This window comes from Curtobacterium phyllosphaerae (assembly GCF_049341865.1).
In the GTDB taxonomy this organism is placed as follows: Bacteria; Actinomycetota; Actinomycetes; order Actinomycetales; family Microbacteriaceae; genus Curtobacterium; species Curtobacterium phyllosphaerae.
The window spans coordinates 550,052-569,931 of record NZ_JBMPIU010000001.1 but is presented as its reverse complement, the minus strand read 5'-3'; the positions used below and the strand labels follow the sequence as shown (position 1 = coordinate 569,931).

The 19,880-nt window shown below is 71.0% G+C and carries 21 protein-coding genes; 7 read left to right on the top strand and 14 right to left on the bottom strand.

Features of this window, described 5'->3' with window-relative positions:
- Nucleotides 1-19: 19 nt before the first annotated feature.
- Complete coding sequence (locus tag ACO0E0_RS02620; protein WP_422869836.1) at nucleotides 20-505, bottom strand: hypothetical protein; 486 nt, start codon at nucleotides 503-505, stop codon at nucleotides 20-22.
- Nucleotides 506-775: 270 nt separating this feature from the next.
- Between ACO0E0_RS02620 and ACO0E0_RS02615 the strand changes: the two genes are divergently transcribed.
- Nucleotides 776-1,816: an o-succinylbenzoate synthase gene (locus tag ACO0E0_RS02615; RefSeq protein ID WP_422869945.1), complete on the top strand. Its 1,041-nt coding sequence runs from the start codon at nucleotides 776-778 to the stop codon at nucleotides 1,814-1,816.
- A gap of 51 nt (nucleotides 1,817-1,867) precedes the next feature.
- Here the strand turns inward: ACO0E0_RS02615 and ccsB are convergent, their stop codons facing one another.
- The 6 genes from ccsB to ACO0E0_RS02585 all read right to left on the bottom strand — a co-directional run bounded on the left by ccsB (nucleotide 1,868) and on the right by ACO0E0_RS02585 (nucleotide 8,314).
- Nucleotides 1,868-2,860 carry a c-type cytochrome biogenesis protein CcsB gene (ccsB, locus tag ACO0E0_RS02610; protein WP_422869944.1) on the bottom strand — a complete coding sequence of 331 codons (993 nt, stop codon included), beginning with the start codon at nucleotides 2,858-2,860 and terminating at the stop codon, nucleotides 1,868-1,870.
- A gap of 5 nt (nucleotides 2,861-2,865) precedes the next feature.
- Complete coding sequence (resB, locus tag ACO0E0_RS02605; protein WP_422869943.1) at nucleotides 2,866-4,563, bottom strand: cytochrome c biogenesis protein ResB; 1,698 nt, start codon at nucleotides 4,561-4,563, stop codon at nucleotides 2,866-2,868.
- 109 nt (nucleotides 4,564-4,672) lie between these two features.
- Nucleotides 4,673-5,371: a cytochrome c biogenesis CcdA family protein gene (locus tag ACO0E0_RS02600; protein WP_422869942.1), complete on the bottom strand. Its 699-nt coding sequence runs from the start codon at nucleotides 5,369-5,371 to the stop codon at nucleotides 4,673-4,675.
- A 47-nt stretch (nucleotides 5,372-5,418) separates the two neighbouring features.
- Nucleotides 5,419-6,051, bottom strand: a complete 633-nt coding sequence (locus tag ACO0E0_RS02595; RefSeq protein WP_422869835.1) for a TlpA family protein disulfide reductase — start codon at nucleotides 6,049-6,051, stop codon at nucleotides 5,419-5,421.
- Nucleotides 6,048-6,692 carry a histidine phosphatase family protein gene (locus tag ACO0E0_RS02590; RefSeq protein WP_422869834.1) on the bottom strand — a complete coding sequence of 215 codons (645 nt, stop codon included), beginning with the start codon at nucleotides 6,690-6,692 and terminating at the stop codon, nucleotides 6,048-6,050. Before ACO0E0_RS02590 ends, ACO0E0_RS02595 begins: the two co-directional genes overlap by 4 nt.
- An 80-nt stretch (nucleotides 6,693-6,772) precedes the next feature.
- A complete protein-coding gene (locus ACO0E0_RS02585) occupies nucleotides 6,773-8,314 on the bottom strand; it encodes a SulP family inorganic anion transporter (RefSeq protein WP_422869833.1) in 1,542 nt (513 codons plus the stop codon).
- A 43-nt stretch (nucleotides 8,315-8,357) separates the two neighbouring features.
- On the opposite strand from ACO0E0_RS02585, the gene ACO0E0_RS02580 reads away from it, so the two are divergent.
- Together ACO0E0_RS02580 and aspS are read left to right on the top strand one after the other, a co-directional pair.
- Nucleotides 8,358-8,855, top strand: coding sequence for a MerR family transcriptional regulator (locus ACO0E0_RS02580; protein WP_422869832.1), 498 nt, complete (start codon nucleotides 8,358-8,360; stop codon nucleotides 8,853-8,855).
- A 116-nt stretch (nucleotides 8,856-8,971) separates the two neighbouring features.
- A complete protein-coding gene (gene aspS, locus ACO0E0_RS02575) occupies nucleotides 8,972-10,312 on the top strand; it encodes an aspartate--tRNA(Asn) ligase (protein ID WP_422869831.1) in 1,341 nt (446 codons plus the stop codon).
- Between the two features lie 140 nt (nucleotides 10,313-10,452).
- Here aspS and ACO0E0_RS02570 read toward each other — a convergent pair whose 3' ends face one another.
- The 5 genes from ACO0E0_RS02570 to ACO0E0_RS02550 all read right to left on the bottom strand — a co-directional run bounded on the left by ACO0E0_RS02570 (nucleotide 10,453) and on the right by ACO0E0_RS02550 (nucleotide 12,197).
- Nucleotides 10,453-10,746: a Dabb family protein gene (locus ACO0E0_RS02570; protein ID WP_422869830.1), complete on the bottom strand. Its 294-nt coding sequence runs from the start codon at nucleotides 10,744-10,746 to the stop codon at nucleotides 10,453-10,455.
- Nucleotides 10,743-11,009 (bottom strand): glutaredoxin family protein, encoded by a 267-nt coding sequence (locus tag ACO0E0_RS02565; RefSeq protein WP_422869829.1) that lies wholly within the window; start codon nucleotides 11,007-11,009, stop codon nucleotides 10,743-10,745. The genes ACO0E0_RS02570 and ACO0E0_RS02565 overlap by 4 nt, the downstream gene beginning before the upstream one ends.
- 97 nt (nucleotides 11,010-11,106) lie before the next feature.
- Nucleotides 11,107-11,205 carry a 30S ribosomal protein bS22 gene (locus ACO0E0_RS02560; RefSeq protein WP_003792170.1) on the bottom strand — a complete coding sequence of 33 codons (99 nt, stop codon included), beginning with the start codon at nucleotides 11,203-11,205 and terminating at the stop codon, nucleotides 11,107-11,109.
- A gap of 110 nt (nucleotides 11,206-11,315) precedes the next feature.
- Nucleotides 11,316-11,510 (bottom strand): helix-turn-helix domain-containing protein, encoded by a 195-nt coding sequence (locus ACO0E0_RS02555; protein WP_422869828.1) that lies wholly within the window; start codon nucleotides 11,508-11,510, stop codon nucleotides 11,316-11,318.
- Nucleotides 11,511-11,675: 165 nt separating this feature from the next.
- The gene (locus ACO0E0_RS02550; protein WP_422869827.1) at nucleotides 11,676-12,197 is read right to left on the bottom strand and encodes an ArsR/SmtB family transcription factor; all 522 of its coding nucleotides are present in this window, start codon (nucleotides 12,195-12,197) and stop codon (nucleotides 11,676-11,678) included.
- Between the two features lie 83 nt (nucleotides 12,198-12,280).
- On the opposite strand from ACO0E0_RS02550, the gene ACO0E0_RS02545 reads away from it, so the two are divergent.
- Together ACO0E0_RS02545 and ACO0E0_RS02540 are read left to right on the top strand one after the other, a co-directional pair.
- A complete protein-coding gene (locus ACO0E0_RS02545) occupies nucleotides 12,281-13,735 on the top strand; it encodes a TrkH family potassium uptake protein (RefSeq protein WP_422869826.1) in 1,455 nt (484 codons plus the stop codon).
- On the top strand, nucleotides 13,728-14,429 hold the full coding sequence (locus tag ACO0E0_RS02540) for a potassium channel family protein (RefSeq protein WP_422869825.1): 702 nt from the start codon (nucleotides 13,728-13,730) through the stop codon (nucleotides 14,427-14,429). The genes ACO0E0_RS02545 and ACO0E0_RS02540 overlap by 8 nt, the downstream gene beginning before the upstream one ends.
- A 1,125-nt stretch (nucleotides 14,430-15,554) precedes the next feature.
- Here ACO0E0_RS02540 and proC read toward each other — a convergent pair.
- A complete protein-coding gene (gene proC / locus ACO0E0_RS02535; RefSeq protein ID WP_422869824.1) occupies nucleotides 15,555-16,385 on the bottom strand; it encodes a pyrroline-5-carboxylate reductase in 831 nt (276 codons plus the stop codon).
- A 97-nt stretch (nucleotides 16,386-16,482) separates the two neighbouring features.
- On the opposite strand from proC, the gene ACO0E0_RS02530 reads away from it, so the two are divergent.
- Nucleotides 16,483-17,439, top strand: coding sequence for a cation diffusion facilitator family transporter (locus ACO0E0_RS02530; protein ID WP_422869823.1), 957 nt, complete (start codon nucleotides 16,483-16,485; stop codon nucleotides 17,437-17,439).
- A 986-nt stretch (nucleotides 17,440-18,425) separates the two neighbouring features.
- Here ACO0E0_RS02530 and ACO0E0_RS02525 read toward each other — a convergent pair.
- Nucleotides 18,426-18,860 (bottom strand): nucleoside deaminase, encoded by a 435-nt coding sequence (locus ACO0E0_RS02525; protein ID WP_422869941.1) that lies wholly within the window; start codon nucleotides 18,858-18,860, stop codon nucleotides 18,426-18,428.
- Nucleotides 18,861-19,119: 259 nt separating this feature from the next.
- Between ACO0E0_RS02525 and upp the strand changes: the two genes are divergently transcribed.
- Nucleotides 19,120-19,755, top strand: a complete 636-nt coding sequence (gene upp / locus ACO0E0_RS02520) for a uracil phosphoribosyltransferase (RefSeq protein ID WP_422869822.1) — start codon at nucleotides 19,120-19,122, stop codon at nucleotides 19,753-19,755.
- Nucleotides 19,756-19,880: the final 125 nt, after the last annotated feature.

The following is a 19,880-nucleotide window of genomic DNA, read 5'->3' as shown; positions in this document are numbered from 1 at the left end:
GCCTAGCCGCGCGGCCGGCTCAGGACCCCGACCCGTACTGGGCCGTGGCCTCCGGAGCCACCACCGCGAGCACGATGACGAGGATCACCGGGTTCCCGATGAACGCGAGCAGCACCGCGAGGACGCCGTACCAGCGCCCGAGCCCGCCGACGGCCGCGACGAAGCCGAGCACCGCGGCGACGAGCGTCAGGAACACCACGACGAAGCACATCCCCGTGGCGAAGTTCATCTCCCCGCCCATGAACACGGCGAACGCACTGGCGTCGACGGCGATGCAGACCACGGCGAGGCCGAACGAGATCTTGCCGACGAGCGGACTGCGCCGCCGCCGACGTGCCCGAGATGCTCCGCGTGCGGCGACGTCGACCGTGTTGGCTCGGAGCAGCGTGGCGAAGTCGTCCTGACCGGCGCGTGCCGACGTGACGGTGGCGGGTCGGACGGGAGACGCGGCGGTCGACTTCGGGCGGGACGGCGCAGCGGCAGGGCGTCCCGAGCCTGGTCGCACCGAGCCTTCCCGCATGCCGTTCGGCCTTTCCCGACTGGTCTTGGACGGCCCTGCGAGGGACCGCCGCCCGGCCCGAACCGGACCGACCCGATGGACCCTAGCGCTCGGAACTGGGGCTCAACTCCGAGCGAGCGCAGTGCAACCTGGACGGCACACAGCACCGACCTGCGCTGCCCCTGGGAGGCCCGAACCGCCGATCCGGAGCCCACCGGACCGCCGCGACCCCGACGGCAGGGAACCAGGCGGTACCCCTGGCAGGATCGGACCGTGATGAACCCGCCCGCGGTCCCCGACGTCCCCGCACGCCCCGCACTCCCCGCCCGACCCCCGCTTCCCGCTCTCGACGACATCCTGACCGACGCCCACGTCGTCGCCCTCCCCATGCGCGTTCGGTTCCGCGGCATCACCGTCCGCGAGGCCCTCGTGTTCCGCGGCCCCGCCGGCTGGACCGAGTTCTCCCCGTTCGTCGAGTACGACGACACCGAGTCGTCCGCATGGCTCCGTGCCGCTGTCGACTTCGGGTGGGTCGACCACCCGGCCGCCGCGGACTCGGTCCCGGTGAACGCGACGGTCCCGGCCGTCCACGCCGACGAGGTCCCGTCCGTGCTCGCGCGCTACCCCGGGTGCACGACGGCGAAGGTCAAGGTCGCCGAACCCGGGACGACGCTCGCGGACGACGTCGCACGCGTCGCGATGGTCCGCCGCACGATGGGCGACGACGCTCTGGTCCGGATCGACGCGAACATGCTCTGGTCCGTCGACGAGGCCGAGGAAGCGCTGATCGCGCTCGCCCCGTACGGACTGCAGTACGCCGAGCAGCCGTGCCGCACCGTCCCCGAACTCGCCGAGGTGCGCGCCCGGACGGCAGGCCTCGGCGTCCCGATCGCCGCCGACGAGAGCGTCCGGAAGGCGTCCGACCCGCTCGCCGTCGCCCGCGCGGGAGCCGCGGACCTGCTCGTGGTCAAGGCGCAACCGCTCGGCGGCATCACCGCGGCCGCTGCGATCGTCGCCGAGGCCGGACTCCCCTGCGTCGTCTCCAGCGCACTCGACACGAGTGTCGGCCTCGGGATGGGGGCGTTCCTCGCGGCGTCGTCGGCCACGGACGGGATGGCGTGCGGCCTCGGGACGGCGGCGATGTTCGACGGCGACGTCACCGCGGACCCGTTGCTCCCGGTCGACGGGAGGATCGCTGTGCGCCGCGTGGACGTCTCCCGCGACCGGCTGGACCGGTACGCGGCGACGGCGGATCGTCGTGCATGGTGGCTCGCACGCGTCGCCCGGACGCACGCGCTGCTCGCGGCGACCGAGTGACGGACGGGAGGCACGGGGCGGGCCCGCGCTGCGCCTCCGGTCCCGGAGGGCCTACAGACCCGAGTAGCTGTGGAGGCCCTTGAAGAACAGGTTGACGACCGAGAAGTTGAACATCACGGCGGCGAACCCGACGAGTGCCAACCACGAACTCCGGGCACCGCGCCAGCCGCGGGTCGCCCGAGCGTGGATGTACCCGGCGTAGATGACCCAGATGATGAAGGTCCAGACCTCTTTCGTGTCCCACCCCCAGTACCGGCCCCACGCGCGCTCGGCCCAGATCGCGCCGGCGATGAGCGTGAAGGTCCAGAGCACGAACCCGACGAGGATGACGCGGTAGGTCATGGTCTCGAGGCGGTCCGCGTCCGGCAGCGTGTCCATGAACTTCAGTGCCTTGACGTCGGTGCGACCCACCCGGTACGTCTGGATGAGCTGCGACACCGCGAGCCCGGCGCCGACGGCGAAGAACCCGGTGCCGCAGATCGCGACGAAGACGTGCAGCACCAGCCAGTACGACTGGAGGGCCGGCGGGAGCGGGACGACGTCCACGTAGAAGTTCACCGTGGCGATCCCGAGCAGGATCAGGATGAGTCCGCTGACGAAGGTCCCGAGGAACTTCAGGTTCTGCCACAGCTGCACGCCGAGGAAGATCGCAACGATGATCGCCGTGCCGGTGAGCGAGAACTCGAACATGTTGGCCCACGGCACACGGTGGGCGGCGACGCCGCGGAGCACGATCGCGCCGACGTGCAGCACGAGCGCGAAGACCATCATGACCATCGCGACCCGCTCGAAGCGGCTGCTGCTCCGGCCGGCCTTGACCGGTGGCACCGTGATCTTCTCGAGGACGACGGTCCCACCCTGGACCGTGGCGACCGTCTTGGTGGCGGTCTGGGTCCGGGTCGCCGCGGCCGTGCCGGCCTGTTCGGCGTGGACGTCGCCGGACCGCTTGGCGACGTCGAGCACGAAGCAGATGAACGCGATGAGGTAGATGGCCATCGCCGAGTACACGAGGACCACCGAGTACTGCGCGAGGTTCGAGGTCATGTCGTTCACTGTGTGATCCTAACTCCGAGCACCGACACGTGGCGCTTCGCGATGTCCTCGACGGCCCGCTCGAGGTTGGGGTCCTCGCCGCGGGCGAGCCCGGCGTACTCGAGGTCGTACCCACCGGACCCGTCGGACCCGTCTGACCCGTCGGGGCCGCCGTCGCCGTCGGGACCGGCCGCGCCGGTGCCGCTGGTGGGGACGACCTTGACCCAGACGCGGCGCCGGGGCACGAAGAGCGACGTCAGCAGCCCGAGGACGGCGAGCACCGCGAAGCCGGCGACGTACAGCTGGGAGCCGTCGTGGTGGATGTCGAGCGACACGTACCGCTTCACGCCGTCGAAGGTGATCGACCCGGCGCCCTCCGGCAGGGTCTTCGTCTGCCCGGGCTTCAGCTCGATCGACGCGTGCGCCGCGGTCCGCCCGGCGATCTGGGTCAGCCCCTTCGTCGACAGCTGGTAGACGCTCCGCGGGACACCGTCGTCGAGACCGAGGTCGCCCGTGTAGACCTGCAGGCTGAGGAGCGGGTTGACGTCGTCGGGGTAGTTCGACGCGTACGCGCCGGTGCTCTGCTTGACCGCCGACGGGTAGAAGAACCCCACCATGCCGAGCTGGTCCGGCACGGCGTCCGGCACCTTGATGACCCCGAGCGAGGTGTAGTCGGTGTCCTGCGGGAGGAAGGGGACGTCGTCCTCGAACGCCACGTTCCCCTGACCGTCCCGGACGGTGACGTGCATCGCGTAGCCGTTGCCGAGCAGGTAGACGTTCGTCCCGCCGATCGACAGCGGGTCGTTCACCTGGATGGTGTCCTTCGTCGCGGTGCCGCCCTTGGTGCGGGCGGTGACGACGGCCTTGTAGTTCGTCGCCTGCCCGAGGGCGTTGAGGTTCTTCTGCTCGTACGTCGTCGTGAACCGGTCGAGCGTCAGGTTGTAGCCGTGGAGCTGCGACTGGCTGAACCAGCGCCCGGGGTTGAACGAGTCGTAGGACCCGAGCACGTTCGAGAACGTCTGCCCCTCGACCAGGAGTCGCTGGCCGGTGTAGCTGAAGCCGCCGCCGACCCCGACCGCGATGAGGACGCCGACGAGTGCGGTGTGGAACACCAGGTTCCCGGTCTCGCGCAGGTAGCCGCGCTCCGCGCTCACCGAGTCGCCGAACCGCTGGACGCGGTAGCCGGAGCGCTTCAGGAGCGTCATCGCGCTGGTCACGGCCGTCTCCACGGACGGGAGGCCCGTGGTGCCGTCCGCGAGCACGTCCGGTCCGACCGTGATCCGCTGGTGGCCCGCGAGCCGACCGAGTCGAGCCGGAGTCCGCGGCGGCTTCGTGCGGAGGGCCTGCCAGTGGTGCTTCGTGCGCGGGATGATGCAGCCGATGAGCGACACGAACAGCAGCAGGTAGATCGCCGAGAACCAGACCGAGGTGTACGTGTCGAACACCTGGAGCTTGTCGAGCACGGGGAACAGCTGCGGGTGATCGGCCTGGTACTGGGTGACGCCGTTCGGGTCGGCGGTGCGCTGCGGCACGAGCGAGCCGGGGATCGCGGCGAGGGCGAGCAGCATGAGGAGGAACAGTGCGGTGCGCATGCTCGTCAGCTGTCGCCAGAAGAACCGGACGGAGCCGACGAGACCGAGGGCCGGCTGGTTGACGTCGTCGGTCGTGGTCCGCGCCGGCGGGGCGGCGCTGTCCATGTGGTCGGACGGGCGCATCGGGTCGCCGACGGCGCTCGCGCCGTCGTCGGTCGGGTCCTGGGTGGGGTCGGACGGTGCCGTGCCCGCGGGCGTGGGACGAGCCTCCCGGTCGTCGCGAGCCTGGCCCTCAGACGAGCGGGACATAGCTCTGGATCACCGCCCCGACACTCGACATGACGGCCGACCAGACGCCGGTGACCATGAGCAGACCGATGACGATCAGGATCGCTCCTCCGATGATGTTGACGACACGCATGTGCCGCTTGACGGCCCGGATCGCGGTGGCTGCCCAGCCGGCGCCGAACGCCACCAGGAGGAACGGGATGCCGAGGCCGACGCAGTACGCGACACCGAGCCACATCCCCTGCCAGGCGCTCCCGGACTGCACGCTCAGCAGGTTGATCGCGGCGAGCGTCGGACCGAGGCACGGCGTCCAGCCGAGTCCGAAGACGATGCCGAGGAGCGGCGCGCCGACGAGCCCCGTCGCCGGTGTCCAGGCGGGCTTGACGGTCCGCTGCAGGAACGTGAACCGTCCGACGAAGACCAGACCCATCAGGATGACGACGACGCCGAGGACCTGCGTGATGAGGTCGCGCCAGCGCACCAGCCAGAACCCGAGCGCCCCGAACACGGTGGTGTAGGCGACGAAGACCACCGTGAAGCCGAGCACGAAGAGCAGCACCCCGAGGACGACCCGGCCACGCTTCCGCCCGCTCTCCGCGACCCCGCCGACGTACCCGAGGTACCCGGGGACGAGGGGCAGCACGCAGGGCGAGAGGAACGACACGAGCCCCGCGAGCATCGCCACGGGGAGCGCGACGGCCATCTGGCCGCTGAGGATCGCGTCGGAGAACGGGTTCCCGGCCACGGGGATCAGGCGCTCCCGGAGAGCTCGTCGCTGACGAGGGTGTCGAGGATGCTCGGTGAGTCCACGGCCCCGAGGATGCGCGCGGCGACCCGGCCCTGCTTGTCGAGGACGATCGTCGTCGGCACCGAGTTCGGCGCGATGGTGCCGGAGAGCGCGAGCTGCATGGTGCCGTCGTCGGCGTCGAGCACCGTCGGGTACCGCACCTTGAACGTGCGTTCGAAGGCTTCGGCGGATGCCTTCTGGTCGCGGACGTTCACCCCGATGAACTGGACGTCGTCGCCGATGTGCGACGTGTACACCTTGTTCAGGTTCCCGGCCTCGGCGCGGCACGGCGGGCAGCCGGCGTACCAGAAGTTCAGGACGACGACCTTGCCCTCGAGGCCGGCGCTCGACACGGTGTCGCCGTCGATCGTGGTCGCGCGGAAGTCGACCGGAGCGCCGCGTTTCCCGGCGGCGACCTCCGTCACCGCGCCGTCGCCCGAGATGTAGTTCTGGGTCGTGCCCTTGCCGTACTGGTTCGCGAGCGAGTCGTTGCCGCCGGACGAGCACCCGGCGAGCGCGAGCGCCGCGACCACGCCGGCGGTCAGCACGAGCGCGACGCGGGTGCGACGGTTCGGGTCCTGCTTGGTGGTGCTCACACTGCTCCCAGGTCGATGGCGTGCTCGCGGAGGGGTTCGGCGGGGTCGGCGTAGCCGGTCTCGACGAATCGGCCCCCGCGGCGTTCGAGGGTGGTGATGCTCGACAGTGCGCATCGGCGTTGGCGTGGGTCGTGCCAGAGGTGCTCCCCGGCGAGACGGCGGTGGACCATCCAGATCGGGAGCTGATGACTCACCAGGACGACGTCGCCGTCGTCGATGCTCCGCCAGGCCGTGTCGACCGCCGCGAGCATCCGGTTCGCGATCGCCTCGTAGGGTTCGCCCCAGCTCGGGCGGAGCGGGTTCGCGATCCACGGCCACTCGGCCGGACGGCGGAGCGAGCGCGTCGTGAACCCCGGGGGCTGGCCTTCGTACCTATTCGTCGGTTCGATGAGGCGTTCGTCGGTGTCGACATCCAGTCCGAACGCCGCGGACCACGGCGCGGCAGACTCCTGCGTGCGCTGCAACGGCGACGCGACGACCCGACGGACGTCCGCCCCGGAGTCCTTCCACGCGGACGACGACGCCGCGGCCATCCGGGTGCCGAGCTCGCTCAACCGGAACCCGGGGAGGCGGCCGTAGAGGACGCCGTCCGGGTTGTGCACCTCGCCGTGGCGCACGAGGTGGATTCGGGTCGCGGGCATGACTTCCAGTGTAGGTGGGCCCACCGACCGCGCCTCACCCAGGGGTCCCGACCGGGTGTGGATGGGCTCAGGTCCGGTGGTCAGCCGAGGTGCCCGGACAGTCGCCGGTGCAGGCGGACCGAGCCGGTGTTCAGGTTCAGGACCTCGACCCGGGTGTCGTGCTGCCGGTAGCGCTGCTCGACGGCGTCGAGCGCGGCGACCGTGGAGGCGTCCCAGACGTGCGCCTCCGTCATGTCGATCTCGACGCGTGCCGGCGCTCCGGGCGTCCCGAGCGCACGGTCCTCGGGGTAGGAGAACCGCGTGACGAGGTCGTTGGAGGAGGCGAAGAAGAGGGCGCCGCGGACCCGGTAGCGGACGACCGGGCCGGCGGCGTCGCCCGTGCCTGCGCTGACCGTCCGGTCGACCGCGACGACGTGCGACACCCGTCGGGCGAACACCAGTGCCGCGAGCACGACGCCGATCAGCACACCCGTTGCGAGGTTGTCCGTGAACACCACCACCACGACCGTGATCACCATGATCGCCGTCTCGCCGAGGGGCATCCGACGGAGGGTGTTCGGCTGGATGCTGTGCCAGTCGAACGTCGCGACGCAGACCATGACCATCACCGCGGTGAGGGCCGCCATCGGGATCTGCGCGACGATGCCGTGCAGGCTCACCGTCAGCACCAGCACCGACACACCCGCCGCGAAGGTCGAGATGCGCGTGCGGGCGCCAGCGGTCTTCACGTTGATGACCGTCTGCCCGATCATCGCGCAGCCGCCCGTCCCGCCGAAGAACGCACTGACGACGTTCGCGATGCCCTGACCCCACGACTCGCGCCACTTGCTCGACCCGGTGTCCGTGATGGCGTCGACGAGCTGCGCCGTGAGGAGCGTCTCGATGAGGCCGACGATCGCCATGCCGAACGCGTACGGCGCGATGATCCGCAGTGTGTCGAGGTCGATCGGCACCGCGACCGGGTTGAACCCCGGGAGGGAGTCCGGCAGCGACCCCTCGTCGCCGACCGTCGGGACGTCGATCCCGGCGACGAGGGTGATCGCGGTGACGACGACGACCGCGATGAGCGGCGCGGGCACGGCCGTCGTCAGGAACGGGAAGAAGACGATGATCGCGATGCCGAGCGCGGTGAGGGGCCACACGATCGCCGGGACGTCGTGCCCGAACAGGTTCGGCAGCTGCGCGGTGAAGATGAGGATCGCGAGGGCGTTCACGAACGCGACGTTGACGCTCCGCGGGATGAACCGCATGAGCCGGCTGACGCCGAGGAACCCGAGCACGAGCTGGAACACGCCGCCGAGGACGATCGTCGGGACGAGGTAGTCGATGCCGTGGTCGCGGACCATCGGGGCGATGACGAGGGCGACGGACCCGGCGGCGGCCGACACCATCGCCGGGCGGCCGCCGACGAACGCGATCACGACCGCGACCACGAACGACGAGAACAGGCCGACGGCCGGGTCGACGCCGGCGACGACGGAGAACGAGATCGCCTCCGGGATGAGGGCGAGGGCGGTCACGATGCCGGCGAGGACCTCGCGGGTCAGGAGCTTCGGGGAGCGGAGGGCCCCGAGCACGGTCGGGATGGCAGGGGTCGCGACGGGGACGGAGGCGGAGGTCATCGGGAGCGACTCTACCCTCTCGGGAGGGTAGAGTTGTCCCACCATGGGATCCAACGACGCGACGATGCACATCGGCGAACTCGCGGAACGCGCCGAGATGTCGCTCCGCACGATCCGGCACTACGACGAGGTCGGCCTGCTCGTCCCGAGCGGCCGGACCGCGGGCGGGTTCCGCGTCTACACGGCCCACCACCTCGACCGACTGCTGGTCATACGCCGCATGAAGCCACTCGGGTTCACCCTGGAGGAGATGGCCGAGCTGCTGACGGTCGTCGACGGGCTCCGGACGGCCCAGGCCACCCGGGCGGCGCACGCCCCCGCCGAGCGCGCGGACCCGGCAGATCCCGGAGCGCGCGCTGACCCTGCAGCCCCCGCGGACCCCGCAGCCCCCGGGGCACCGGCCGACCGCGATGCGCTGACCATGCGGCTCGACGAGTTCATCGACGACGCGATCGCCCGGCATGCCGGACTCGTCGAGCGGGCGTCCATGGCGGAGGAGTTCGTCCGCACCCTGCAGGCCCTCCGCGCATCGGCCCCCTGACCGCATCGGCCCCCTGACCGCCTCGTCCCTCGGTCCACCGTCCTCGTCCCTCGGTCTTCCGCCCCCGTCCCTCGGTCCACCGTCCTCGTTCCCCGGTCCCGGTAGACTCGCTCTCCGTGATCGAACGCATCCGCATCGCCGACCTTGCCGCGCTGCCCGACGGCCCCGTTTCCGTGGCCGGCTGGGTCGAGACCGTCCGCGACCAGAAGAAGGTCCAGTTCGTCGTCCTCCGGGACGAGACCGGCGCCGTCCAGCTGGTCAACCCCGCGACGCGCGAGGCCGTCGACGGCGACGCCGACTCCGCCGGCAAGGTCGCGACCACCGAGGACATCTCCGGGCTGGCCCACGGCACGTTCATCCACGTCTCCGGCGCGCTCAAGCACGACGAGCGCGTGAAGCTCGGCGGGCTCGAGGTCAAGATCGACGCCCTGACGGTCGTCTCCGCAGCGATCCCGGAGACGCCGATCGCCGACGACTCCTCGCTCGACAAGCGGCTCGACTGGCGCTTCCTCGACCTCCGGAACCGCAAGCAGAACCTGATCTTCCGCATCCAGACGACGCTCGAGCACGCGTTCCGCCAGTACTGGATCGACCGCGACTTCATCGAGATCCACACACCGAAGCTCATGGCGTCGGCGTCCGAGTCCCGCGCCGAGCTCTTCGAGCTGCCGTACTTCGAGACCACGGCGTACCTCGCGCAGAGCCCGCAGAACTTCAAGCAGATGGCGCAGCCGGCCGGGTTCGGTGCGGTGTTCGAGATCGCCGACGCGTTCCGCGCGGACCCCTCGTTCACGAGCCGGCACGCCACCGAGTTCACGAGCGTCGACGCCGAGTTCTCCTGGGTCGAGTCCCACGAGGACGTCATGGCGATGCACGAGGAGCTGCTCGTCGCCGGGATCACCGCTGTGCAGGCGAAGCACGGCGACGCCATCCAGGACGTCTTCGGCTTCGAGCTGCAGATCCCGGCCGTGCCGTTCCCGCGGATCCCCCTGGCCGAGGCACGGCAGATCATCGCCGACGGCGGGTACGAGATCCCCCGTGCCGACGGCGACCTCGACCCGGAAGGCGAGCGCCGCATCGCGGCTCACGTCAAGGAGCACCTCGGCTCGGACTTCGTGTTCGTGACGGACTACGACGCCTCGATCCGGCCGTACTACCACATGCGCCATGACGACGACCCGACCCTCACCAAGAGCTACGACCTCATCTACAACGGTGCGGAGATCTCGACCGGTGCCCAGCGCGAGCACCGCGTCGACGTCCTCACGCAGCAGGCGGTCGACAAGGGGATGGACCCCGCTGAGATCGACTGGTACCTCGACTTCTTCCGCTACGGCGTCCCGCCCCACGGCGGGTTCGGGATGGGTCTCGCACGCGTGCTCATGCTCATGCTCGGCGAGTCGTCGATCCGCGAGGTCACCTACCTCTTCCGCGGCCCCACCCGCCTGCAGCCGTAGGGCTCCCGCGACACCACCGGCGACGCATCGTTCCACGACGCGCCGCACCACCGACGCATGGCCCGCTGGACTCCGGCGGGCCATGCGTCGTCCCTGCCGTCAGACGGTCCGGGATGCCCGGAACGGCCGGGAGGCGCGGCTCACGACTCCCAGTCGATGGCCGTCCGCCCCGTGACCAGTCCACGGATCTCGGCCGCGGCCGCCTGGTGCTCGGGGTGCACCTGGTACTCGTCGAGCCCGGCGAGGTCGTCGAACTGCGCGACGACGGCGACGTCGGCGTTCCGGCCGGGGTCCGCGACGTTCTCGACGACACGGATCGACCGGATCGACCGGACGGTGCCGACGAGCCCCTCGAGCAGCGCTCGGATCTGCGCGATCGACTCCGCGCGGTCGAGGTCCGCACGGAGCGTCCAGGCGACGACGTGAGTGATCATGCGCGGGCCTCCAACGCGGCCGTCGCACGGTCGATGGCAGCACCGAGGCGCTCGGCGTCGACGTGCCAGTTGCTGTGCACCCGGCCGTCGACGAGCACGACGGGGATGTCCTCCGCGTACTCCGCGCGCAGCTCGTCGTCGTCGAGGATCGACTGTTCCGAGAACACGACGCCGGGGTGGTCGGCGACGACGCGGTGCACGATCGGGCGGGCATCGTCGCAGAGATGGCATCCGGGCTTGGTGAGGAGCGTCACGGTCGGCACAGGTCCAGCGTACTGCGGTCGTGCGTCGGACGGCCGGACGCAAAAAGCCCCGACCGGGTGGTCGAGGCTTTCCTGCGTGAAGCAGTCCTGGCGGGACTTACTTCTTGTTGCGACGCTGGTGGCGGGTCTTGCGAAGCAGCTTGCGGTGCTTCTTCTTCGCCATGCGCTTGCGACGCTTCTTGATGACAGAACCCATACGGACCTCACTGACGACTGATGTGGACACCGGGTCGAAGACCGCGGAAATTTGCCTCGGGCGAGCCTACCGTAGTGCGGCGGGCAAGTCGAACCGGCGGGAGTGCTCCGTCAGCCGACGTCGGCGACGCCACCCCGAAGCATCTCCGCCACCGCGGACTCCGGCACCCGGAACGACCGCCCGAACCGGATCGCGGGCAGCTCCCCGGCGTGCACCATGCGGTAGACGGTCATCTTCGAGACCCGCATCATCTCCGCGACCTCAGCGACGGTGAGGAACTGCACGTCGTCGAAACTGCCGGTCATGCGCTGCTGCCTTCGGGTGGGCTCCGTCCGCGGTGCGAGCGATGGTGAACGGTCGCGACTGGTGCGGAGCATCGGTGTGACCTGCGTGGTCCCTGGCAACTGTAGGGGCGCGTGTGGCGCGCTGTCCAGCCCTCGCCCTCCCCGCGAACGGGGCCCTGTCCGCCGCTAGTCCGCGGCGTCCTCTTGACGCTTCGTGAGCCGCCGACGCACGGGCTCGACGACACGCCCCCACCCCGACTGCGCGCCGCTCAACGCCGAGGTCGCGCGGAACGACGCCTCGGCCATCACGCGGCCGAGCTCGGTTCCGACGTCGACCGTCGCGCGCCCCGTGCCCACCGGCCGACGGAACGACACCGGCTGCCCGTCCGGGGTCCACGACGTGGTCGCGGGCGTGCCGTCCGGATCGACCGCGCCGGTGAAGGAGAGCACCCAGTCCTCGACCGTGAGGAGCGGTTCCGGGTCGAGGCGGTAGTAGCGGTGCTGCCCTTCCTCCCGGGTCGTGACGAGTCCGGTGTCGCGGAGCACGCGGAGGTGCTTGGAGACGGTCGGCTGCGCGATCCCGAGCCGCGTGACCAGCTGTCCGACGCTCAGCTCCCCCGCCGTGGTGTCCGACCCGTAGGCGGACAGGAGTGCGCCGAGCAGCTGCCGCCGGGTGGGATCGGCGATCACGCTGAAGATGTCGGCCATGCGGCAAGGCTAACCGGCGCGCCGCGGATGTACCATGGCGAACCGATCACGTGCCGTCCCGCCCATGTCCTCGGAGGCATACGATGTCCGCTCGTCCGTCCGCGCCCCCCGGCGAGCCGCCGTCGGTCCGACGGACGGTCGGGTCGGCGACGCGGCTCCGCGAACGGTTCTCCGATGCGATCCGGCACTCGCCGTCGCGGCTCGCGATCCTCGTCTTCACCGCGCTCATCCTGCTGTTCACGCTGCTGTTCATGCTGCCGGTGAGCGCGGCCGACGGCCGGGGCACACCGTTCGGCGACGCACTCTTCACCGCGGCGTCCGTGGTGTGCGTCACCGGGCTCGCGACGGTGGACATGGCCACGCACTGGTCGGTGCTCGGCAACGTGCTCGTCGTCGTCGGGACGCAGATCGGCGCCCTCGGGGTCCTGACGCTCGCGTCGATCCTCGGACTCGTCGTGACCCGGCGTCTCGGCCTCCGTGCCAAGCTCATCGCCGCCGGTGACTCCAACCCGCTCCGGAGCCACGCCGGTGCGGTGCCGGAAGGCCAGGCGGTGCGACTCGGCGAGGTCGGCACACTGCTCCTCACCGTCGCCATCAGCACCCTGACCATCGAGGTCGCGCTCGGGTTCCTCCTCCTGCCGTCCGTCCTCATCACCGGCACCGAATTCTGGCCGGCCGTCGGCGACTCGTTCTACTACGCCGCCATGGCCTTCACGAACACCGGGTTCTCCCCGAACCCCGAGGGTCTGGCGCCGTTCGCGCACGACTACTGGTTCCTCTCGCTCCTCATGGTCGGCGTCGTCGCCGGGTCGATCGGCTTCCCGGTGATCCGGACGCTCACCACGCAGTGGCGCTCGCCGCGACGGTGGTCGATCCACGTGAAGCTCACCCTCGCGACGAGTGGGATCCTGCTCGGCGCCGGTGCCGCGGCGTACATCGCCCTCGAGTCCGCGAACCACGCCACCTTCGGGCGGCTCGGCGCCGGGGACACGGTGTTCCAGTCGCTGTTCCTGTCGACGATGACCCGCTCCGGCGGATTCGCCACGATCGACGTCGACCAGCTGCACGGGTCGAGTCTGCTCGTCACCGACATGCTCATGTTCATCGGCGGGGGCTCGGCGTCGACCGCCGGCGGCATCAAGGTGACGACCCTCGCCGTCCTGTTCCTCGCCGCGGTCGCCGAGGCCCGCGGCCGCCGGAGCATGGAGGCGTTCGGACGGCGGATCCCGAGCGACGTCCTGCGACTCGCGGTCGCCGTGGTGCTGTGGGGCGCGACGATCATCGCCGTGTCGACCGTCACCCTCCTGCAGATCACCCACGACTCGCTCGACCACGTGCTGTTCGAGGTGATCTCCGCGTTCGCGACGTCCGGCCTGTCCACGGGCGTGTCGGCATCGGCACCCGAGGCCGGCAAGCTGGTGCTCGCGGCGACGATGTTCCTCGGCCGCGTCGGTACCGTGACGATCGCGGCGGCCCTCGCCGCGAGCCAGAGCAGGCAGCTGTTCACCCGACCCGAGGAGAGGCCGATCGTTGGCTGACAGGAACCGTGGCACGAGTCTCACGAAGGACGGGCAGGTCTCGCACGACGCCCCGGTGCTGGTGATCGGCCTCGGCCGGTTCGGCGCCGCGACCGCCGGGCAGCTGGAGCGACAGGACCGCGAGGTGCTCGTCGTCGACACCGATGCGAACCTCGTCCAGAAGTGGTCCGACCGGGTGACCCACGCGGTGCAGGCGGACGCCACCGACATCGACGCGCTGCGGCAGATCGGCGCGCAGGACTTCGCGATCGCCGTCGTCGGGGTCGGCTCGCACCTGGAGTCGAGCGTGCTCATCACCGCGAACCTGGTCGACCTCGGCATCCCGCAGATCTGGTCGAAGGCGATCAGCAGGTCGCATGGCACGATCCTGTCCCGGATCGGCGCGAACCACGTGGTCTACCCCGAGCGCGAGGCCGGCGAACGCACCGCACACCTGGTCTCGGGTCGGATGCTCGACTTCATCGAGTTCGACGAGGACTTCGCCGTCGTCAAGATGTTCCCGCCGCGGCCGGTCCGTGGCAAGGACCTGGGCACGTCCGTCATCCGCAGTCGGTTCGGGCTCACCGTGCTCGGGGTGAAGTCCCCGGGTGCGGCGTTCGTCCCGGCCACCCCGGAGACGATGGTGCGCGAGGACGACCTCATCATCGTGTCCGGGGCGACGAGCGACATCGAACGGTTCGCTGCGCTGGAGTGAGTCGGGGGCGGTGTGCCGTTGTGGGGCGGGGTGCCGTTGTGGGGCGGGGTGGGGCGGGTTCTGCGGGCGTTTGGGCTGGCGGGCGCGGGCCGGGCGGCGGGCGTGGGGTTGCGGCGGGCCGGGCGAGCGGAGACGTCGGAAATTCAGGCCAGCTGCGCATGCGGAACGTCCGCAGCTCCCACGCCGTGCCCCGTTCCTGAACCTCCGACGCACGCCGACCGACGCGGCCACCTCTGGACAGGAGGACCGGCGCGACCCTGCCCGCACCTCCCGTCCACCGCCCGCCCGCCATGCGGGCAATCAGGAATCCGCCATGCGCAGCTCGTCCGCACCTCCCCGACCTCCCCTCGTTCCTGAACCACCGCCGCGCTGACTGACGCAGCCACCGCCGGGCGGGAGGGACGCCGCGACCCCGTCCCGCGCCTCCCGTCTGCCTACCCGTTGCGCTGGAGATCAGGAATCTGCCGCGTGCCGCGGGTCCGCGGCTCTGGGACCTCGCCCCGCTCCTGAACTACCGACGCAGACCGACCGACGCGGCCACCCCCGGACGGGAGGAACGGCGCACCCCCGCCCCGCACCTCCCGTTTGCCTCCGCCGGGAACTCAGGACCTCGCCGCGCGCTGGGCACCCGCAGCTCGAGGACCTCGCCCCGCTCCTGAACTGCCGACGCAGACCGACCGACGCGGCCACCTCCGGACGGGAGGAAGGGCGCACCCCCGCGCCGCACCTCCCGTCTGCGCGCGCCGGGAACTCAGGACCTCGCCGCGCGCTGGGCACCCGCAGCTCGAGGACCTCGCCCCGCTCCTGAACTACCGACGCAGACCGACCGACGCGGCCACCTCCGGACGGGAGGAACGGCGCGACCCCGCCGCGCACCTTCCGTCTGTCTGTCGTCCGTCCGCTCGACACGGAGAAACTCAGGAACCTGCCGCGCGCCGCACCTCCGCAGCGCCGTCATCGCAGCGCGTTCCTGAACCGCCGACGGAGGCACGGAACGCGAACCAACGCTCGGCCCTCGCGATCCGCAGCAACCATCGGGGACGGCTGTCGACCCCGGCATGTCGAGCCTCAAGAAGCTGCGACGAGCACCGACACCAGGCAGGGGCACCGAGCTGCACGCACCGGCTACAGCCTCGAGAGCTCCTCCGCACGAGCGATCGCAGCATCGGCAGCGCGGCGGAACGTCCCCTCGAGGTCTGCCGCCTGCAGCACCTCGACAGCCTTCTCGGTCGTGCCCTTGGGACTCGTGACGGCCTTCCGCAACGCAGCAGGATCCTTGTCCGACGCGTCGAGGAGCGCGACCGCCCCCCGGATCGTGCCCTGGACCATGATCTCGGCCTGCGCGGACGTGAACCCGAGGGACTCCGCGGCCCGTTGCCACGCTTCGACGAGCAGGAAGACGTAGGCCGGGCCGGACCCCGACACGGCGGAGAGCGCGTCGAGCTGCGACTCGGGGATCGCCACGACTTCTCCGGAGACCGAGAACAGCGAGGAGGCGAGTGCCACTGCGTCGTCGTCGGACCGACTCCCTGCGGAGATGCCGGTGACGCCGTGTCCGACTCCGACGGGCGTGTTCGGCAGGGCCCGGACGACGGCGACGGTCTCGGGCAGGAGGGCTTCCATGGTGGCACTCGTGACCCCGACCGCCACGCTCACGACGAGCGCGTCCGGTTCCAGGTCATCGACGATCTCGCGGAGCAGGTCGGCGACCATGAACGGCTTCACGCCGATCACGACGACGGCTGCACCACGGACGGCACGACGGTTCGCATCTGCGTCGTCGTCGAGAGCGAGCGCTTCCAGGCCGTGCTCGCGATGGGTGGCGGCCGACTCAGAGGACTTGGTCGTGACCGAGAACCGCTCGGCCGGGACGCCGGCTGCGAGCAGGCCGTCGAGGATGCTCCCGGACATGGAGCCGACGCCGAGCAGGGCGGTGCGAGGCAGGTCGTGTGACATGCCCCCATCGTAGGGAAGCCTCCGTGATCGCATGCGACCGACGACGCCCCTGTGGACAACCTCCGACGGGCCGTCGGTGACCCTAGACTCGGGAAGCATGAGCGCATCCGGTGGGAACAAGGCGATCTTCGCGGCGCTCGGCGCGAACGTGGGCATCGCGGTCGTCAAGTTCATCGCCGCGGCCATCAGCGGGTCGGCGTCGATGCTGGCCGAAGGCGTGCACTCGCTCGCCGACTCGGTGAACCAGGTACTGCTGCTCCTCGGCGGCCGCAAAGCCAGGCGGGTGGCTGACGACGAGCACCCGTTCGGGTACGGGCGTGAGCGCTACGTCTACGCCTTCGTCGTGTCCATCATCCTGTTCTCCATCGGCGGCGTGTTCTCGCTCTACGAAGGCATCGAGAAACTGCAGCACCCGCATCCCCTGGAGAACTGGTGGTTGCCGATCGCGGTCCTGGTCATCTCCATCGCGCTGGAAGGGTTCTCGCTCCGGACCGCGCTGCGCGAAGCCCGTCCGAGCAAGGGCTCGCTGTCGTGGGTCCAGTTCATCCGGCGCGCCAAGGCCCCGGAACTCCCGGTCGTCATGCTGGAGGACACCGCCGCCCTCCTCGGTCTGGTGTTCGCGCTGTTCGGAGTCGGCCTGACGGCCATCACGGGCAACGGGCTGTTCGATGCGATCGGAACCATCCTGATCGCGGCGCTCCTCATCGCCGTGGCGGTCGTCCTCGGCATCGAGACGAAGAGCCTCCTGGTCGGCGAGGGCGCCAGCGCGGCCGACGTCAGCGCCATCAAGCGGGCGCTGCTGGACGGCCCTGAAATCGACTCGATCATCCACATGAAGACGCTCTACCTCGGGCCGGACGAGCTGCTCGTCGCGGCCAAGGTGGCCGTCGACGGCGAACGTCGAGTCGGGGACGTCGCCGCCGGGATCGACACGGTCGAAGCGCGGGTGCGGAGCGCGGTCCCGATCGCCCGGGTGATCTACATCGAGCCGGACGTCCGCCGGGACGTGCCGCGCCCGCCGACCGAGGCCATCATCATCCGCGCTGCCGACTGAGCCCCGCCGCGCGGTCGCCCCGTCGGCGCTGCGCCAGCTCCCTGCCGGGCTCTCCCTGCACCGTCTGCAGGAGCGCCGGGCGGGAGGTGCGGGTCGGCCCAGCACCGCCCCTCCAGTCCGTCGGCAAATCAGGAAACGGTCGCCTGTCGGCAGATGGTGCCCCGCTCCCCTCAGGAGCGTCCTGACTCACCGCTGGCGGAGGCGGACGGGAGGTCCGGGTCGGCCCCGCACCGCCCCTCCAGTCCGTCGGCAACTCAGGAAACCGACGCCCGGCGGCTGCTGGTGCGCCGTTCCCAACGGCAGCGTCCTGCAACGCCGGCCGCGCCGGTCCGGAGCACGGATCGACCTCGTACCGCTGCCCCCCCCCCCCCCCGGGGTCGGCGACTCAGGAAACCGCGCCCGACGGCGGCTGGGGACCCTCGGCGCAACGGCAGCGTCCTGAATAGCTCGCAGCGGACAGGAGGTCCGGGTCGTCCCAGCACCGCGCCTCCAGTCCGTCGATGACTCAGGAAGCCGTCGCACAATGGCGGATGTTTCCCCGCTCCGCGACGACGTCGTCCTGAAACGCCCCGAGCGCCAGACCGGAGGCCCGGGTCGGCCCCGCCTCGCCCCTCCAGTCCGTCGGCTACTCAGGAGGTCAGCGCCCGGCTACGGGTGGTGGTCCCTTCCCCACAGGAGCGTCCTGAGCTGCGCGCGACGGCACCGGACGGGAGGCACGGGTCGGCCCAGAAACGCCCCTCCCCCCGTCGGCAACTCAGGTACCGGCGCCCGGGGGCGGCCTCGACGTCGTGCACGGGCGCAGCCTCCTGAATTGTCCGAACGCGCTCGACCCTCTGCGCCATCACCCTCACCCGCGGCACCGCTTCCCCGCCCCGCCCCCGCCGGAGGCACCCCGCTCCCCGCCAGCACCCCGCACGAGCCAGAAGTACCCCGCCCGCTCGCCGCAACGCGCATCCCGCCACCGCGCGCCCAGCGCCACCGCCCGCCTAGCGCCGCCGCTCCGCGAAGAAGGCGTCGAGCAACGCTGCGCACTCGGCCTCCCGAACCCCGCCGACGACCTCGGTCCGATGCGGCAGCCGGCGATCACGGGCGATGTCGTAGACGCTCCCCGTTGCTCCGGCCTTCGGATCCCAGGCGCCGAAGACGAGGCGCGGGATCCTCGCCGCGAGCACGGCACCGGCGCACATCGGGCACGGCTCGAGCGTCACGACGAGGGTGTGTGACTCGAGATGCCAGTCCCCCGCCGCCGCCGCAGCCGCCCGAAGCGCGAGCACCTCGGCGTGTGCGGTGGGGTCCTGCAGGGCCTCGCGTTCGTTGCGCCCGACGGCCACGACCTCGCCCGCAGCATCGAGGACGACGGCGCCGACCGGGACGTCCCCGCTCGCGAAGCAGGCCCGGGCCTCGACGAGCGCCGAGTCCATCGCCGACAGCCACGGGCGCGAAGCCGGATGTTCCACGATGACTCCTGAGGCCTGCTGGACGGTACGCCGAGCATAAGCGGGCGGACGACCAGCGCGCAGCACACCACCGCGCAGCCCAGCACAGGCACGGCGCAGCACACCACCGCGCAGCGCCCGCCCAGCACCGGGCCCGCGCAGCACACCCCCGCATCCCACAGGTCCGCGCACCCCGGGCCTGCACCGACCCCTGCACCGACCCCCGCACCGGTAGCCTTGCCGCATGCGAGTCCACGTTGCCGACCACCCGCTCATCACCCACAAGCTGTCGGTGCTCCGCGACAAGACGACCCCGTCCCCCACCTTCCGCGCACTGACCGAGGAGCTCGTCACCCTCCTCGCGTACGAGGCCACCCGCAACGTCCGCGTCACCGCGACGCCGATCGACACGCCGGTCGCCCACACGATGGGTGTCTCCATCGCGAAGCCCCGCCCACTCGTCGTGCCGATCCTCCGTGCCGGCCTCGGGATGCTCGAGGGCATGGTCAAGCTCGTCCCGACGGCCGAGGTCGGGTTCCTCGGCATGGCCCGCAACGAGGAGACCCTCCAGCCGCAGACCTACGCCGAGCGCCTGCCGGAGGACCTCTCCGGGAGACAGTGCTTCGTCCTCGACCCGATGCTCGCGACCGGTGGGTCGTTGAACGCGGCGATCCAGTTCCTGTTCGACCGGGGCGCCGACGACGTCACGGCCGTGTGCATCCTGGCCGCGCCCGAAGGTGTCGCCGCGGTCGAGGCGGCCACCGCAGGCAAGAACGTCACGGTCGTGCTCGGCGCGCTCGACGAGAAGCTCGACGAGAACGGCTACATCGTCCCGGGCCTCGGGGACGCCGGCGACCGGCTGTACGGCCTGGCCGAGTAGACCCGTACCCCTGCGCTCCGGCGGAGGGCGCGCGCGGTCCCACCGCCGGGACGACGCCGGTGGCGCGGTGCCGGACGGGAGGCGCGGCTCCGGCGAGCAGATCGGCGCACGTGTGCCGGGCCTCC